The 15,518-nt window shown below is 68.8% G+C and carries 12 protein-coding genes; 3 read left to right on the top strand and 9 right to left on the bottom strand.

Going from position 1 to position 15,518, the window contains the following annotated elements; translation table 11 throughout:
* Positions 1 to 14: 14 nt before the first annotated feature.
* The 6 genes from NE2_RS06675 to NE2_RS06650 form a co-directional block, all read right to left on the bottom strand.
* On the bottom strand, positions 15 to 857 hold the full coding sequence (locus NE2_RS06675; RefSeq protein WP_063024835.1) for a shikimate dehydrogenase: 843 nt from the start codon (positions 855 to 857) through the stop codon (positions 15 to 17).
* Entirely contained in the window at positions 847 to 2,577 is a 1,731-nt protein-coding gene (locus tag NE2_RS06670; protein WP_063024833.1) for an endolytic transglycosylase MltG, read from the bottom strand. The genes NE2_RS06675 and NE2_RS06670 overlap by 11 nt, the downstream gene beginning before the upstream one ends.
* The gene (gene ruvX, locus NE2_RS06665; protein ID WP_084493849.1) at positions 2,570 to 3,178 is read right to left on the bottom strand and encodes a Holliday junction resolvase RuvX; all 609 of its coding nucleotides are present in this window, start codon (positions 3,176 to 3,178) and stop codon (positions 2,570 to 2,572) included. The genes NE2_RS06670 and ruvX overlap by 8 nt, the downstream gene beginning before the upstream one ends.
* The gene (gene alaS, locus NE2_RS06660; protein ID WP_063024831.1) at positions 3,178 to 5,844 is read right to left on the bottom strand and encodes an alanine--tRNA ligase; all 2,667 of its coding nucleotides are present in this window, start codon (positions 5,842 to 5,844) and stop codon (positions 3,178 to 3,180) included. Before alaS ends, ruvX begins: the two co-directional genes overlap by 1 nt.
* Before the next feature lie 63 nt (positions 5,845 to 5,907).
* Positions 5,908 to 7,251 (bottom strand): replication-associated recombination protein A, encoded by a 1,344-nt coding sequence (locus NE2_RS06655; protein ID WP_084493848.1) that lies wholly within the window; start codon positions 7,249 to 7,251, stop codon positions 5,908 to 5,910.
* A 29-nt stretch (positions 7,252 to 7,280) separates the two neighbouring features.
* Entirely contained in the window at positions 7,281 to 7,871 is a 591-nt protein-coding gene (locus NE2_RS06650; RefSeq protein WP_063024827.1) for a TetR/AcrR family transcriptional regulator, read from the bottom strand.
* 67 nt (positions 7,872 to 7,938) lie between these two features.
* On the opposite strand from NE2_RS06650, the gene NE2_RS06645 reads away from it, so the two are divergent.
* Positions 7,939 to 8,898: a TauD/TfdA dioxygenase family protein gene (locus tag NE2_RS06645; RefSeq protein ID WP_084493847.1), complete on the top strand. Its 960-nt coding sequence runs from the start codon at positions 7,939 to 7,941 to the stop codon at positions 8,896 to 8,898.
* Between the two features lies 1 nt (position 8,899).
* Here the strand turns inward: NE2_RS06645 and NE2_RS06640 are convergent, their stop codons facing one another.
* Entirely contained in the window at positions 8,900 to 10,069 is a 1,170-nt protein-coding gene (locus tag NE2_RS06640) for a phosphotransferase family protein (protein WP_030513960.1), read from the bottom strand.
* A gap of 249 nt (positions 10,070 to 10,318) precedes the next feature.
* Between NE2_RS06640 and NE2_RS06635 the strand changes: the two genes are divergently transcribed.
* Positions 10,319 to 11,386, top strand: a complete 1,068-nt coding sequence (locus NE2_RS06635; RefSeq protein WP_063024825.1) for a DUF2189 domain-containing protein — start codon at positions 10,319 to 10,321, stop codon at positions 11,384 to 11,386.
* 14 nt (positions 11,387 to 11,400) lie between these two features.
* Here the strand turns inward: NE2_RS06635 and NE2_RS06630 are convergent, their stop codons facing one another.
* Both NE2_RS06630 and aspS read right to left on the bottom strand, forming a co-directional pair.
* A complete protein-coding gene (locus tag NE2_RS06630; RefSeq protein WP_063024823.1) occupies positions 11,401 to 12,375 on the bottom strand; it encodes a DUF389 domain-containing protein in 975 nt (324 codons plus the stop codon).
* Positions 12,376 to 12,513: 138 nt separating this feature from the next.
* Positions 12,514 to 14,298, bottom strand: coding sequence for an aspartate--tRNA ligase (gene aspS / locus NE2_RS06625; protein WP_063025022.1), 1,785 nt, complete (start codon positions 14,296 to 14,298; stop codon positions 12,514 to 12,516).
* A 306-nt stretch (positions 14,299 to 14,604) separates the two neighbouring features.
* On the opposite strand from aspS, the gene ypfJ reads away from it, so the two are divergent.
* On the top strand, positions 14,605 to 15,504 hold the full coding sequence (ypfJ, locus tag NE2_RS06620) for a KPN_02809 family neutral zinc metallopeptidase (protein WP_030513956.1): 900 nt from the start codon (positions 14,605 to 14,607) through the stop codon (positions 15,502 to 15,504).
* Positions 15,505 to 15,518: the final 14 nt, after the last annotated feature.

Genomic DNA, 15,518 nt, shown 5'->3' with positions numbered 1-15,518 from the left:
AATTGGAACCGGTTCTAGAAGTCACGGAGATCCACAGCCGCCGCCATCGCCGCCCGTGGCGCGGGCCGGCCGGTGAACTGCTCGACCTGGCCGTAAGCCTGATTCAGCAGCATCTGCAACCCGCTGACGACGGTATGCCCCGCACGCCGCACGGCCGTCGCGAGCGGGGTCGGCCACGGATCGTAGATCGCGTCCAGCACCACTGGCGCCGCCGCGACCGCATCGGCCACCACCGCCGCACCGGGGGCCGGCACCGTGCTGACCACCGCGTCGGCGCGCGCACACGCCGCGCGCACCCGATCGGCGTCGAAACCACAGAATTCGGTCTCCATCCCGAGCCGGCGAGCCAGCGCGAGGGTCGGCTCGGCCCGCTCGGCGTCGCGGGCGACCACAGTGACCGTCTCGGCGCCGAGTTCCGACAGCGCCAGCAGTGCCGGTCGCGCGGTACCGCCCGCCCCGAGCACGACCGATCGGCGCACAGTCTCCACGCCGCCGCCCTGTAGCGCGCCACGCACGCCGTCCACATCGGTGCAATCGGCTCGCCACCCGGTCGCGGTGCGCACCAAGGTGTTGGCGGAGCCGACCAGAACGGCGCGCTCGGTCCGCTCACCGGCGTAGTCGAGGGCCGCGACCTTGCCGGGCATCGTCACCGACAGCCCGACCCAGGACGAATCCAAGCTGTCGACGAGAGCGGGCAGTTGCTCGCCGGTGCATTCGATGCGCTCGTAGGTCCAGTCCAGCCCCAGCGCACGATAGGCGGCCAGATGCAATTGCGGGGACCGCGAATGCGCGATGGGGCTGCCCAGTACCGCCGCTTTACGTCCCGAGTCCGGCGATCCCGCTCCGTTATCGGCCACTGTCGAGAATTCCACTCTGCTGGGCGCGTTGGATATTGCGCAGATGTTCGCTGTAGCTTTCGGCGAACATGGTGGTGCCCTGTTTGTCGACGGTGACGAAGTACAGCCACGGTCCCGGCGCCGGATTCTCCACCGCGCGCATGGCATCCAGCGACGGCGAGGAGATCGGCGTGGCCGGCAGCCCCGGCATGGCGTAGGTGTTCCACGGAGTCTTGCGGGCACGGTCGGCATCCGTGGTGGCGACCTCGGTGCGGTCGAGGGTGTAGTTGACCGTGGAATCGAGCTGCAGCGGCTGATCGACCGCGAGCCGGTTCACGATCACCCGAGCCACCTTCGACATGTCCTGCGGCAACGCTTCCCGTTCGACCAGCGAGGCCGCGATCAGCGTCTGGTAGGGATTCAGTTTGTTGGTCGCCCCCGACTGCAGCAGCCCGGTCGTCTCGTAACCGGCGGCACTCTCGCTCACCAGCTGCGCCAGAATCTGCTCGGGCGTGCCGGACGGATCGAAATCCCAGGTGCCCGCCGCGATCATGCCCTCGAGCTGGCGGGTGCGATCGGGCACCTTGCGCACCGCGTCGACGGCCCAGGCCGGAACCCCCAGCGCGGTCGCGTCGGCCGTGGCCCCGGCGGCATCGAGTTGCTCGTAGGTGACGCATTTCTTGTCCGCACCGGTCCCGACGCAACTGGCGTCGGCGATCTTGCGGTAGATGCCCTCGTTGCGGGCGCCGGTGTTCACATCCGTGGAGTCGTGCAGCCGCCGTCCTTCGGAGACCACCACGTTGCCCACCCGGGAGGTCTTCTTCAGCAGGGCCGCGACCGCGTCGGCACCCTTGCTGTGCGTCGGCACCGCGTAGTAGCCCGGCTGCACCGAGGTGATGCCCGAATTCCGCACGGCCGCTTGGTAGAAGGCCCCGCTGCTACGGACGACACCCCTTTCGACCATGGTCTGCGCGATCTGTTCGGCGGTGTCACCGGTGTGCACCTGGACCACGGCCAGCGGGCCGGGCGGTCCGTCGAAATCCTCGGGTCCGCCCATCGAGCGGATGAATTTGTATCCGGCGTAACCACCGGCCACCACGAACAAGACGACGAATACACACCCCAGGACGAGCAGATTCCGGCGACGACGTTGCCGCTCGGCCGCCTTGCGGGAGGCCACGCGGGTGCGGCGGCTGCGCCCACCGGACGAGCCCGACCGTGCCGGTCGGCCCGAGGCGCGAGCCTGAGCTCTGCCCGTGGATTTGCCGCCGGAACCGCGCCGGCTTCCCCGCTGCGCCTGCTGCAGCGAGGCCGCACTCGCCCGGGCGCCGCGCCTGGCGGCCGTGGGCGCAGGTTCCGGCTCGTCGTCGGAGATCGGTTCGATATCGGTTTCGGAGTCGTACTCGTCGCGGCGATACCGATGGCCGCTGCCGCCGGTCCGCTCGTACCCCGGTTCGGCGTAGTCGTCGGCGTACTCCGGATCGGCGTAATCGGGATCCGCGTATCCGGCGTCGGCGAGCTCGTGATCGTAGCGAGCGTCGTACCCGGCGGCGGTGTCGGCGTCGTGCGCGGCCGGCTCGTCCTCATCGACGTACCGCGGGATGACGGCGGTGTCGTCGTCCTCGTAGTCGTCCCACTCGTCGGTGGCGCTGCGATGCGCACCGCCACGCCGGTAGCGCCGCTGCTGCTCGTCGGCGCGCCGGCGCGATCGTTCTCCGGCCCGGGACCAGCGGTCACTCATCCGACCACCTGGCCTCGTCTGCACCGGCCGAGTTCAACACCGCACTCCGTTCGTCCAACCACCCTTGCAGGATCGACACGGCGGCCGCCTGGTCGATCACCTGCCGCCGGCCGCGCGCGCGAACTCCACTGTCCCGCAATGCACGTGCAGCTGACACCGTAGTCAAACGTTCGTCGGAAAGTCGTATCGGCACACCAGGAATCATGTCCCGCAAACGTCGCGCGAACCGGGCGGCCAGCTGCGCCGACAAGCCGCTGGCCCCACGTAATGTGCGTGGTAGACCGACGATAACCTCGACCGCTTCGTATTCCCGCACAATCTCGGCTACCCGGAGCAGATCGGTTGCCGGACCGCGTTTTCCACCCTTGACGGTCGGCACCGTCTCCACCGGGGTCGCCAGAATCCCGTCCGGGTCACTCGCGGCGACTCCGATGCGCACGGTCCCCACGTCTATGCCGATCCGCCGGCCACGGCCGGGATCGGTCCGCGCGTCGGGGCGTTCGGCCGGGATGTCGTCCGGCCGGGCGGCCCCGGCTTCCGGAGCCGCCCCCGATCGGGACGGCTCCGGTTCCGAAGGCTCCGAATTCTCGGAATGGTCCATCAGGCGGCGATCTCGGCCACCCGTGCGCGCACGCCGGCCAGGCCGGCCTCGATACCGGACGGATCGGAGCCGGCGCCCTGCGCCATCTCCGGCTTACCGCCGCCGCGGCCCGCGATACTCGCGCCGAAACTGCCGACCAGCTCACCGGCCTTGACGCCGAGCTCCTGGGCGGGCTTGTTCACCGCGACCACGAACGGCACCTTTCCGTCGGCATTTCCGAGCAGAACGACCACCGCCGGCTCGCTGCCGAAGCGGCCGCGGATATCGGTGGCCAGGGTCCGCAGATCGCCCGCGCCGACGCCCTTGGGGGCGGCGGCCGCGACCAGCAGCACCTTGCCGACCCGCTGCGCCTGCTCGACGTAGGTACCCGCCTGCGAGAGCACGGCCGCGGCCTTGGTGCGCTCGAGTTCCTTCTCGGCGACCTTCAGCCGTTCCACCAGTTGCTCGACCCGGGCCGGCACATCTTCGGAGGGCACCTTCAGCGAGGCGGCCACGCCGGCCAGCAGGGCTCGCTCCTTGGCCAGGTACTTGTAGGAATCCAGCCCGACGAAGGCCTCCACGCGGCGCACGCCGGAACCGACCGACGATTCGCCGAGCAGCGTGATCGGCCCGATCTGCGACGAGTGTTCGACGTGGGTACCGCCGCACAGTTCCATCGAGAACGGCCCGCCGATCTCGACGACGCGCACCTCGGACCCGTAGTTCTCGCCGAACAGCGCCAGCGCGCCCATCGCCTTGGCCTTGGGCAGATCGGTGACGAAGGTGTTCACCGGGAAGTCCGAGCCCACCGCATCGTTGGACACGGCCTCGATATCGGCCTTCTGCGACTCGGAGAGCTGGCCCTGCCAGTTGAAGTCGAAGCGCAGATAGCCGGGCTTGTTCAGCGAACCGGCCTGCACCGCGTTCGGGCCCAGCACCTGCCGCAGCGCGGCATGCACCATGTGCGTGCCGGAGTGTCCCTGGGTGGCGCCACGCCGCCACGCCGGATCGACCTGGGCCAGTACGGCATCGCCCTCGGTGATCTGACCGCGTTCGACGGTGGTCTTGTGCACCCACAACTTCTTGGCGATCTTCTGCACGTCGTTGACGCGCAACTCTGTGCCCGATGCCGTGAGGGTGCCGCGGTCGGCGATCTGACCACCGGATTCGGCATAGAGGGGACTGCGATCGAGGATGACCTCGACGTCCTGCCCGGCGGTCGCGGTGGGCACCCGGACACCATCGGCGATGAGGGCGAGAACCCGTGCCTCGGTGGCGAGTTCGTCGAAGCCGGTGAATTCGGTGGCGCCGCGGTCGACCAGTTCCTTGTAGATCGACAGATCGGCGTGCGCGTGCTTGCGCGCCTGCGCATCGTCCTTGGCTCGCTGCCGCTGCTCGGCCATGAGCGTGCGGAAGCCCGACTCGTCGACCTCGAGCCCGGCTTCGGCGGCCATCTCCAGGGTCAGATCGATCGGGAAACCGTAGGTGTCGTGCAGGGTGAACGCCTCACTGCCCGCGATCGTGCGCCCACCGGTGGCCTTCACCTCGGCGACCGCGTCGTCGAACAGCTTCGACCCGGTGCTCAGCGTCTTGAGGAAGGCGGTCTCCTCACCGACGGCGACGGTCTCGATGCGGGTGAAATCGGTGGCCAGTTCCGGGTACGAGGGCGACATCAGCTCGCTGACGACCTTCATGAATTCGCCGATCACCGGCTTGTCGGCACCCAGCAGCCGGGCCGAGCGCACGATCCGGCGCAGCAGCCGGCGCAGCACGTAGCCGCGGCCGTCGTTGCCGGGATTGACGCCGTCGGCGATCAGCATCGCCGAGGTGCGGGCGTGATCGGCGATGACCCGGAAGCGCACATCGTCGGCGTGTTCGACGCCGTAGCTCTTGCCGGTCAGCTCCTCGGCCTTGGAGATGATGGGGCGCAGCAGATCGGTTTCGTAGACGTTGTCCACGCCCTGCAGCAGCATCGCCACGCGTTCGATGCCCATGCCGGTGTCGATGTTCTTCTTCGGCAGCGATCCGACCGGCGGATAGCCCAGCTTGGGGCTCTGCTCGCCGCGGATGTCCTGCATGAATACGAGATTCCAGATCTCGAGGTAGCGATCCTCGTCGGCGACCGGACCGCCCTCGGCGCCGTATTCCGGTCCCCGGTCGTAGTAGATCTCCGAGCACGGCCCGCCGGGACCGGGCACGCCCATGTCCCAGTAGTTGTCCTTGCCGTCGCGGAACTGGATGCGCTCCTTCGGGATTCCGGCGACGCGATGCCAGATCTCGGCGGCCTCGGGATCACTCTCGTAGGCAGTGACCCAGATCCGCTCCGGATCGAAGCCGAATCCGCCCTCCTCCTGAGATTTGCTGATCAGCTCCCAGGCGAAGGTGATCGCACCTTCCTTGAAGTAGTCACCGAAGGAGAAGTTGCCCGCCATCTGGAAGAACGTGTTGTGGCGGGTGGTGACGCCCACCTCTTCGATATCGCCGGTGCGCACGCACTTCTGCACGCTGGTCGCGCGCGAGAACGGCGGCGCCTCCTGGCCCAGGAAATACGGCTTGAACTGCACCATGCCCGCATTGACGAACAGCAGGTTCGGGTCCGGCAGGATCAACGAGGCACTCGGTACCTCGGTGTGGCCGGCACGGACGAAGTGGTCCAGGAAACGCCGTCGGATCTCGTGGGTCTGCACGAATATCCAGCCTACCGGGCGCGGTCCAGCCGGTTTTCAGCGGTCGTGCGGCGCGCACCCGGCTCAGCGACCTCGGACGATGCGGCGCAACTTGGTGACCCGCGGCCCGATCTCGCGCTCGTAGCCGTGATCGGTCGCGGTGTAGTAGTCGGCGCCGACGAGTTCGTCGGGCGGGTACTGCTGCGCGAGGATCCCGTCCGGGTGATCGTGCGGGTATTTGTAACCCTGCACGTTCCCGAGTTTCGCCGCGCCCGCGTAATGCCCGTCGCGCAAATGGGGCGGCACCGCGCCGGCCTTTCCCGCCGCGATGTCGGACATGGCCGTGCCGATGGCCGCCGCGACCGCACCCGATTTGGGTGCGGTGGCGACGTGGATGGTCGCGTGCGCGAGCGCCAGCTGCGCCTCCGGCATACCGACCAGCTGGACCACCTGCGCGGCGGCGACCGCGGTCTGCAGGGCGGTGGGATCGGCCATGCCGACGTCCTCGGACGCCTGGATCATCAATCGCCGCGCGATGAAGCGCGGATCCTCGCCCGCACTGATCATCCGGGCCAGGTAGTGCAGCGCCGCGTCGACATCCGACCCGCGCAGCGATTTGATGAACGCGCTGATCACGTCGTAGTGCTGGTCGCCGGCGCGGTCGTAGCGCACCGCGGCCTTGTCGACACTGGCCTCCACCAGATCCACGTCCACCGTGCCGTCGAGCGACGATTCCGCCGAGGCCTCCAGGGCGGTGAGCGATCGGCGCGCGTCGCCGCCGGCGATGCGGACGATGTGGTCGAGCGCCGCCTCGGTGACGGTGTACTGCCCGGCCAAGCCTCGCTCGTCGTCGATCGCGCGACGCAGCACGGTGCGAATATCGTTGTCCGACAACGACTTCAGCTGCAGCACCAGAGAGCGCGACAGCAGCGGCGACACCACCGAGAAGGACGGGTTCTCCGTCGTCGCCCCGACCAGCAGCACCACCCGGTTCTCCACCGCGGCCAGCAGGGCATCCTGCTGGGTTTTCGAGAACCGGTGCACCTCGTCGATGAACAGCACGGTCTGCTCCCCCGCGAGCAGCCGCCGGCGCGCCAGGTCGATGACCGCCCGCACTTCCTTCACACCCGCCGACAACGCCGAAAGCGCCTCGAAGCGACGGCCGGTGGCGGTCGAGATGAGAGCGGCCAACGTCGTCTTGCCCGTCCCGGGTGGGCCGTAGAGCAGCACCGATGCCGCGCCCGATCCTTCGATCAGCCGGCGCAGCGGTGATCCGGGGCCGAGCAGATGTTGCTGGCCGACCACCTCGTCCAGGCTCGCCGGCCGCATGCGCACGGCCAGCGGCGACATCCGGCCCGCCGGCGGTAGTGCGGTGGAGATGCCGGACGACTCCTCCACCTCCGGCGCATCGAACAACCCTTCGCTCACGCCTCGACGGTACCGATGAGCACCGACATTCAGGACGAGGCGGGGTCGGGACGCAGAATCCGCGCGGCTTGCGCCTCGATCGACGCGCGCAGTTCGGCGTCGGTCAGCTCGCGCAGGCCCGCGGCGCTGCGCAGGAAAGGCTCGAGCAGTTGCCAGCCCATGGCGAACGCGGCCAGATGTGCCACCGCCAGTCCGGCGGCGCGGTCGCTGGCCATCTGCGGCCGGAGATTCTCGATGAGCATCGCCATCACCGGGAACTGTTCTTGCAGCTCACCGACCGGATAGCCATCGAGGATGCAGCGGGCCAGCACGGTCAGATGCCGGCGCAGCCGGGGATCGGTGGCGGTGAGCTGTCCGACGGCGGCCAGTGCGCCCGACTGTTCGCCGAGATAGCTCAGCACGGCCCCGACCAGCTTGTCCTTCGCACCGAGATGCCGGAACACCAGGCCGTGGTTCACCCCCGCGCGGTCGGCGATGTCCCGGATCGAGGTCGCGGCCGGGCCGCGCTCGGCGAACAGGTCGGCGGCGGCCTCCGTGACCGCCGCGACGACCGCCGCACGACCGACCGGTCCGGCGCCGGAGTCGTCGCGACGCGGAGTCGATGGCGGGTTCTCGGACATCGGGCTACAGTAGCGAATACCGGTGTAGTCAATTGACTACAGTCGCCCGATCGCCGAAGGAAACGTCATGACGCACACCACCGCCACGGAGACCGAACCGGTCGCCCACTACGGCGTGAGCTCTTTCCAACTGCCCGGATTTCCGCTGATCGCGGGCCCGTTCACCCATCTGGTCGCCGAGCGTGACCGCCTGGCCGCGCTGCGCTGGCAGCATTTCGACGCCCGGCAGGCCGGCGTCACCCTCGGCGCGGAGATCAGCGGCGTGGACCTGACCCGCGAGCTGCCCGCGGAGGTGATCGCCGAACTGCGCCGGGCACTGCACGAGTACAAGGTGCTGTTCTTCCGCGATCAGCCGCTGACGGCCGGGCAGCATGTCGCGTTCGCGGCGCGCTTCGGCACGCTCGAGGTGCATCCGTTCATTCCGTCCAACACCGAACAGCCGGAACTGGTCCGCTTCGAGAAGACGCCGACCATCGCGGGGGTCGAGAACATCTGGCATCACGACGTGACGTGGCGGCCGCAGCCGTCCATGGGCGCGATCCTGCACGCCGTCGCCGTTCCCGAGATGGGCGGCGACACCCTGTTCTCGGATATGTACGCCGCCTACGAGGCGCTCGATGCCGACACCCGCGCCGAGATCGACGACCTCACCGCGACCCACGACTACACCCGGGCATTCGGCCGCGGGCAGACGCCCGAGGCGCAGGAGGCGATGCGAGCACAACATCCGCCGGTCAGCCACCCGGTGGTGTGCACGCACGAGGCGACCGGACGCCGCCACCTCTACGTCAACCGGATCTTCGTGGACCGCATCGACGGCATGGATCCCGAGGCGAGCCGCGAGTTGCTGGACCGGCTCTGCCGCCAGGCCGACTACCCCGAACACCAGGTGCGGCTGCACTGGGAGCCCGACACCGTCGCGTTCTGGGACAACCGGGCCGTGCAGCACTATGCCGCCAGCGACTACTGGCCGCAGACCCGGATCATGGAACGAGCCTCGATCGTCGGGCCGCGTCCGGCCCGCTGAGTCACTCCTCCCAGAGTTCCTCGAGGGTGGCGGAGACATGCTCGGCGAAGTCGCCGAGCGTGTCGTCGCCGGTGCAGCGCGCGTCCTCCGCGAGGGCGGCCCAGCGATTGATCAGGGCGGCCGAGCGCGGCACCGACAGTCCGTGTTCGCGGGCCGCGGCGATGCGGGTGTGATCGGCGGGCAGGAACCAGAACGTCGTCAGCCAGACCCAGATGAGCCGAGCCTCGAGGATGCGTTCGGCGAGCAGATCGTCGTCGGCGAGGGCCGGCCACACGCCGACGACCTCCGAGCGCCAGGCCTCGACCATCTGATGCGCCCGCTCGCGAGAGAGCTCGAAGTCGCAGAGGCAGCCGGGGAACGACACCAGCGCGTAGGCGATATCGAGCGTGGCGTCGCGGAAACCGCCCCATTCGTAGTCGAGGAACCGAGCGCCCTCGTCGTTGAGGATCACGTTGTCGGGGCACAGGTCGGAGGGGCTGAACGCGCGGAAGCGGCCCGCGGAGAAGAGGCGATTGCCCCGCACGATGCGTTCCGCGATCTCGCCCGGCACGTCGATGCCGACCTCACGCGCCAGCATTCCGGGGACCTCACCGATGGCGGCCTCGGCCTGCTGGGCGATGCCGTCGACCCGGTGCACCACCTCCACCCGCCGCAGCAGCGCCACGAAATCGGCCTCCCGGCCGACCGTTGCGGCGTGCATGCGGCCCAGTGCCTGCGCGAACGCCATCTGGGCGTTGCGGGTGGCGGGTTCGGCGCCGGTTTGCAGCACCGAGGTGAGCGACATGTTCTCGCCCAGATCGCTGAGGATCAGCAGCCGATCCGGCAGGCTGTGCGCCAGCAGATAGGCGCCGGGACGGTGCTCGCTGCTGAGCGCGGTGGTGAACTGGTAGGACACCGCCTCACGCAGAAACGCCGAATCGATACTCGCGACCCCGGGCGCCAAACCGCCGATCCGGCGCTCCTGTGCGGCGCCACGGACCTGCTTGACGATCAGGGTACGGGGAAGTGAGAACGAGTTCTCCGCTACGCGTACGCGCAGCACCGTCGTCCTGCCACTGCCACTGAGTTCGATCGGATCGCTCAGCTTCACCGCAGCACCCATGCGCTTCGTGAGCAACTGTTGTGCCGCGGACACGACTTCGGCGGCGCGTTCGGCCAATAGTGCGGTCATCGCAAACCAAGTTACTCGCTCCAGGTCACTTTCAGCGAGCGGTTCGGCAACCTTTCGCGCGTCGTCGGCGTGTCCCCGCCGAGCGGCTGCGACCGGACCGAGATGCTCATTACGCTCATCGTCGGCCGGGTCGCGGATCCGGCCGGATACCGCGGCCCGTCGCTTGACACGCCCGGCCGTGTCCGGTTGTGTCGAAATCTCAACTGCAGTGTGCCGCACCAGAACCCAGGTGATTCGAAAGGTCCGACGATGACCGACTCCCCGCAGTCCGCACCCCGCGACACCGGTGAAGGCGGTGAACGGCGACCGGAGAGCCGGCCCGGGCAGCATCCCACCGGTCCCGCACGGCCCGTCGGCGGAACAGGCGAACATCCCGCAACGCCGGGCCGGCCCGAAATGGCCGGAGCCACGGGATATCCGCAGTTCGAGGGCACCGGGGCACCGCAGTACGGCGCCTCCCAGTACGGCGGGGCGCCGGGCGAGCCGCCGCCGGTCAGCCAGAGCGGGGTGCCCCCCGTGGCGCCCGGAGCGCAGGGACAGCCCGGACCCACCTACGGTCCTCCCGGCAGCGTCCCGCCGGGCGCCTATCCGCCGCCCGCCGATCCGACCTGGGGCGCACCGGATACCGGCATGCCGCCGCAGGGGGCGCCCGGTTACGGCGCACCGCAGGGATACCCCGGCGGACCGGGTTACGCCGCGGCACCGGGCCTCAATATCGGCCGGGCGCTCAGCTTCGCGTGGGATCGCTTCCGCGCCAATCCGATTCCCTGGGTCGCGATCACGCTCGTCGGATTCGTCGCCTACCTGATGGTGACGGTGGTGGTGAACGTCACGCATATGAACTCGCTGATGCCGGTGATGCTGATCGGCTTGCTGGCGGCGGTCGTGGTCTGGCTGCTACAGGCGGCGATGATTCGCGGCGCGTTGTACGAAACCGACGGCACACCACCGGATTTCGCGTCGTTCTTCGGCTTCGTCAACGCCGGCAACGTGCTGATCACCGCGCTGCTCGTCTTCGTGGCGGCCTGCGTCGGCGCGGTGTTGTGTATCGTGCCGGCACTCATAGTCGGCTATCTGTGCATGTTCTCGCTGCACTACGTCATCGACCAGGACCTCGATCCGTTCAGCGCGATCAAATCCAGTGTGCAACTGGTGGTCTCGAATTTCGTCCCGACGCTGCTGCTGGCTTTGACCGTCGCCGCGCTGACGATCGTCGCCACCGCACTGTGCGGCATCGGCCTGCTGGTGGTGGGACCGCTCACAGTTATCGCGGTCACCTACTCCTACCGGATGCTCACCGGCGGATTGATCGCCTGAGCCGGCCGCCGGCCTCAGCGGTCGTCGCCGGACCACCAGCGCGCCAGCACATTCAGCCGCTTCGGACGTGGCGGGCCCAGCGCGTGCCCGTGATGGGGACGCAGTTGCAGCACGATGATGCCCGCCACGACGATGCCGACCATGTTCACGCCCAGCTGGCCGATCGACTCGAAGGCCTTGTGCCATTCGCCGACGGTGGCGGCCACCGCGGCGAAACCCGCGGCCGGAATCGTCGTCACCGAGATGAACACGCCGACCAGCGCCGCCGACTTCGCGGTCACCAGCGACATCATCCCCGCCGCACCCGCGAGCAGGGCCACCACCAGCGAAAACGGCCCCACCTCGTAAATGAAGTCCACGTTGCGGATGGCGTGGATGCGGTCGACGGTGATCCAGCCGAACTGTTCCCACACCAGTGAGGCCAGTGTCGCGATCCCCATCGCCACCGGGAAGCCGATCAGCAAGGCCAGGATCGAGCGGCGGGCGAGGCGAAAGTTCCTGCGCACCACCGCGACCGCGATGGCGGCCAGCGGCCCGAACTCGGGGCCGACCACCATGGCGCCGACGACCGTCACCGGCGAATCGGTGGCCACACCGACGACGGCCAGCAGGCACGCGATCGTGATGAACGACAGGAATGTGGGGCTGAGCGTCGATTCCTCGTGGGTCTGGGCGAGCAACTCCTCCCAGACGATCGCATCCGACGGATCGCCCGGCGCCGCCTCGACCGCGCGGTCGGCCGGTGTCGACAGCACCGTTTCCACCGGGGAGAGCATGATGCCGCCGTAGTCGCCGATGCCCAGCCCGCGCAGACCGGCCAGCACGTCGTTGGCCGACTCGCGCGCGATATCGGCTTGCACGAGATCACCGGGCGGTTCGACCGAGGCGCCGCGCTGCACGGTGATGAGCGTGGCGCCGGGCTCGGACCGCAGCGCGGTCACCGCGGCGTCGGTCGACTCCGGTGGGCACACCGCCCGCAGGTGCAGCACCTCAATCCCCTGTCGTCTGCAGATCGTCCGGCACCGGGTGGCGCCGGACGATCTGCAGACTAACCGGTTCGCGGCCGCGGCTGCCCCCAACCACGGCGGCGCTCACGGGTTCGGATCGAATCGGTTCGCGGATCGGACCTACGTGGTCTTCGGCTTGCCGTGCTCGTCGAGCACCACGTCGAGGCCGGCTTCCTTGCGCTGCTGCGCGGTGATCGGGGCCGGCGCGTCGGTCAGCGGGTCCACACCGCCGCCGGACTTCGGAAACGCGATGACCTCGCGGATCGAATCCACTCCGGCCAGCAGTGCGGTGATGCGGTCCCAGCCGAAGGCGATACCACCGTGCGGCGGCGCGCCGAAGGCGAAGGCGTCCAACAGGAATCCGAATTTCTCCTGCGCCTCGTCGTGGCTGATGCCCATGACCTTGAACACCCGCTCCTGCACGTCGCGGCGATGGATGCGGATGCTGCCGCCGCCGATCTCGTTGCCGTTGCAGACGATGTCGTAGGCGTAGGCCAGCGCCGAGCCGGGATCGGTGTCGAAGGTGTCGATGGACTCCGGCTTCGGCGAGGTGAACGCATGGTGCACCGCGGTCCAGGCCGAATGCCCGAGGGCCACATCACCGCTCGCGGTGGCGTCAGCGGCGGGTTCGAACATCGGCGCGTCCACGATCCACACGAACGCCCAGGCGTCCTCGTCGATCAGGCCGCACTTGCGCGCGATCTCGCCACGCGCCGCGCCCAGCAGCGCCCGGCTCGACTTCTCGTCTCCGGCGCCGAAGAAGATGCAGTCGCCCGGCGCGGCACCGACGTGCTTGGCCAGCCCCTCGCGTTCGGCGTCGGACAGGTTCTTGGCGACCGGGCCGCCGAGGGTGCCGTCCTCGCCGACCAGGATGTAGGCCAGACCCTTGGCCCCGCGCTGCTTGGCCCACTCCTGCCAGGCGTCGAGCTGGCGCCGCGGCTGGCTCGCCCCACCCGGCATCACCACCGCGCCGACATACGGCGCCTGGAAGACCCGGAAGGGCGTGTCCTTGAAGTACTCGGCACATTCGGTGATCTCGATGCCGAAGCGCAGGTCGGGCTTGTCGGTGCCGTAGCGGCGCATCGACTCGGCGTAGGTCATGTGCGGGATGGGGGTCGGGATCTCGTGGCCGATCAGCTTCCACAGCGCGACCAGGATGTCCTCGGCCAGCAGGATCACATCCTCCTGCGTCACGAAGCTCATCTCCAGGTCGAGCTGGGTGAACTCGGGCTGGCGGTCGGCGCGGAAATCCTCGTCGCGGTAGCAGCGGGCGATCTGGTAGTAGCGCTCCACACCGGAGACCATCAGCAACTGCTTGAACAGCTGCGGGCTCTGCGGCAGGGCATAGAACTTGCCGGGCTGCAGGCGTGCGGGCACCACGAAGTCACGCGCGCCCTCGGGGGTGGACCGCGTCATCGTCGGGGTCTCGACCTCGACGAACGCGTGCTGGGCCAGCACCTCGCGGGCCGCGGCGTTGACCTTCGATCGCAGCCGGATGGCGTGGGCGGGGCCCTCGCGGCGCAGATCGAGGTAGCGATACTTCAGGCGCGCCTCCTCACCGGGCTGCTCGTCGAGCTGGAACGGCAGCGGCGCGGCCTCGTTGAGCACCTCGAGTTCGGTGACGTTCACCTCGATCGCACCCGTGGGCAGGTTCGGGTTCTCACTGCCGTCCGGACGCGCCTCGACCGCACCGGTGACCCGCACGCAGTACTCCGCGCGCAGCCTGTGGGCCTGCTCGGCCGGCTCACCCTCGCGGAAGACCACCTGCGCGACCCCCGACGCATCGCGCAGATCGATGAAGATCACGCCACCGTGGTCTCGCCGCCGGGCCACCCAGCCGGTGAGGGTGACGGTCAGACCGGCGTGCTCGCTTCGCAGCGAACCAGCCAAGTGGGTGCGCAGCACGGGATTCCTTTCGACGACACGGTGCACCGGGCGCGGGATGACCTGGTGCGCCCCCATGGTAGTGAGACAGGTTCGGCGGACGGAAACCGATATCCGGCTCCCGCGTCCCGCCGGGTCGCGCACGCCTCGGACCCGACGGCGGGCACCCGCGGATCCGCCGTCGCGCCCGCGGGATCCGCCGTCGGGGCACTCGGCGGACACGAAAGCCACTCGGCCCTCGAGCCGCGTGCGCTCATGCAAAGCTGTAAAGGTTGTTTCGGCTGACCGAGCGCCGAGCAGCCCACTCGATCCACAGGAGCAGCAACGATGACCTTCAACGAAGGTATGGATATCGATCCGGACCGGGTCTCCACCGGAGGCGGAATGGGTCCCAAACTCGCCCTGGGCGGTGGCGGTGGCCTGATCGTGCTGATTCTGGCGGTGCTGTTCGGCGTAAATCCGGGCAATCTGCTCGGCAGCGGAACATCGGGAACGCAGACCGGCGGTGTCGACACCTCCGTCTGCAAAACCAACGGTGACGCGAACCGGTATGCGCAGTGCCGGGTGGTGCTGACCGCGCAGAGTCTCGACGGCGTCTGGGGCGGGGTGCTGCCGCGTCAGACCCGAGTGCAGTACACGAAGCCCGGTGTGACGCTGTTCACCGGCTCGGTCAACACTCGATGCGGCAATGCGACCAGCGCGGTCGGACCTTTTTACTGCCCAGCGGACCGCAAGGCCTATTTCGATACCGGGTTCTTCCAGGAACTGCGGGACAAGTTCGGTGCGGCGGGTGGTCCGCTCGCCGAGGAGTACGTGGTGGCGCACGAATTCGGGCACCACATCCAGAACCTGCTGGGCGACAGCGGCCGTGCCCAGCGCGATCCCAAAGGCCCCGACTCGGGATCGGTTCGCCTGGAATTGCAGGCCGATTGCTACGCGGGCCTGTGGGCGAGCTACGCGGACAAGACACCGGCGCCCGGCGGATCTCAGCCGCTGCTCAAGCCGTTGTCCGACAACGACATCCAAGACGCGCTCTCCGCCGCGGCGGCGGTCGGCGACGATCGGATCCAGAAGGCCGCCACCGGGCGGGTGAATCCGGAAGGATGGACGCACGGTTCGTCCACCGAACGGCAGAAATGGTTCCTGACCGGCTACCGGAACGGCCAGGTCGCAGCGTGTGACACCTTCTCGGCAGCGGATCTGAACAATCCGCCGGCCCTGCGCTGAGCGTGGGCGGCGAG

The organism is Nocardia elegans NBRC 108235, from assembly GCF_001612845.1.
GTDB classification, from domain to species: domain Bacteria; phylum Actinomycetota; class Actinomycetes; order Mycobacteriales; family Mycobacteriaceae; genus Nocardia; species Nocardia nova.
This window is presented reverse-complemented; position numbering and strand designations above follow the sequence as displayed.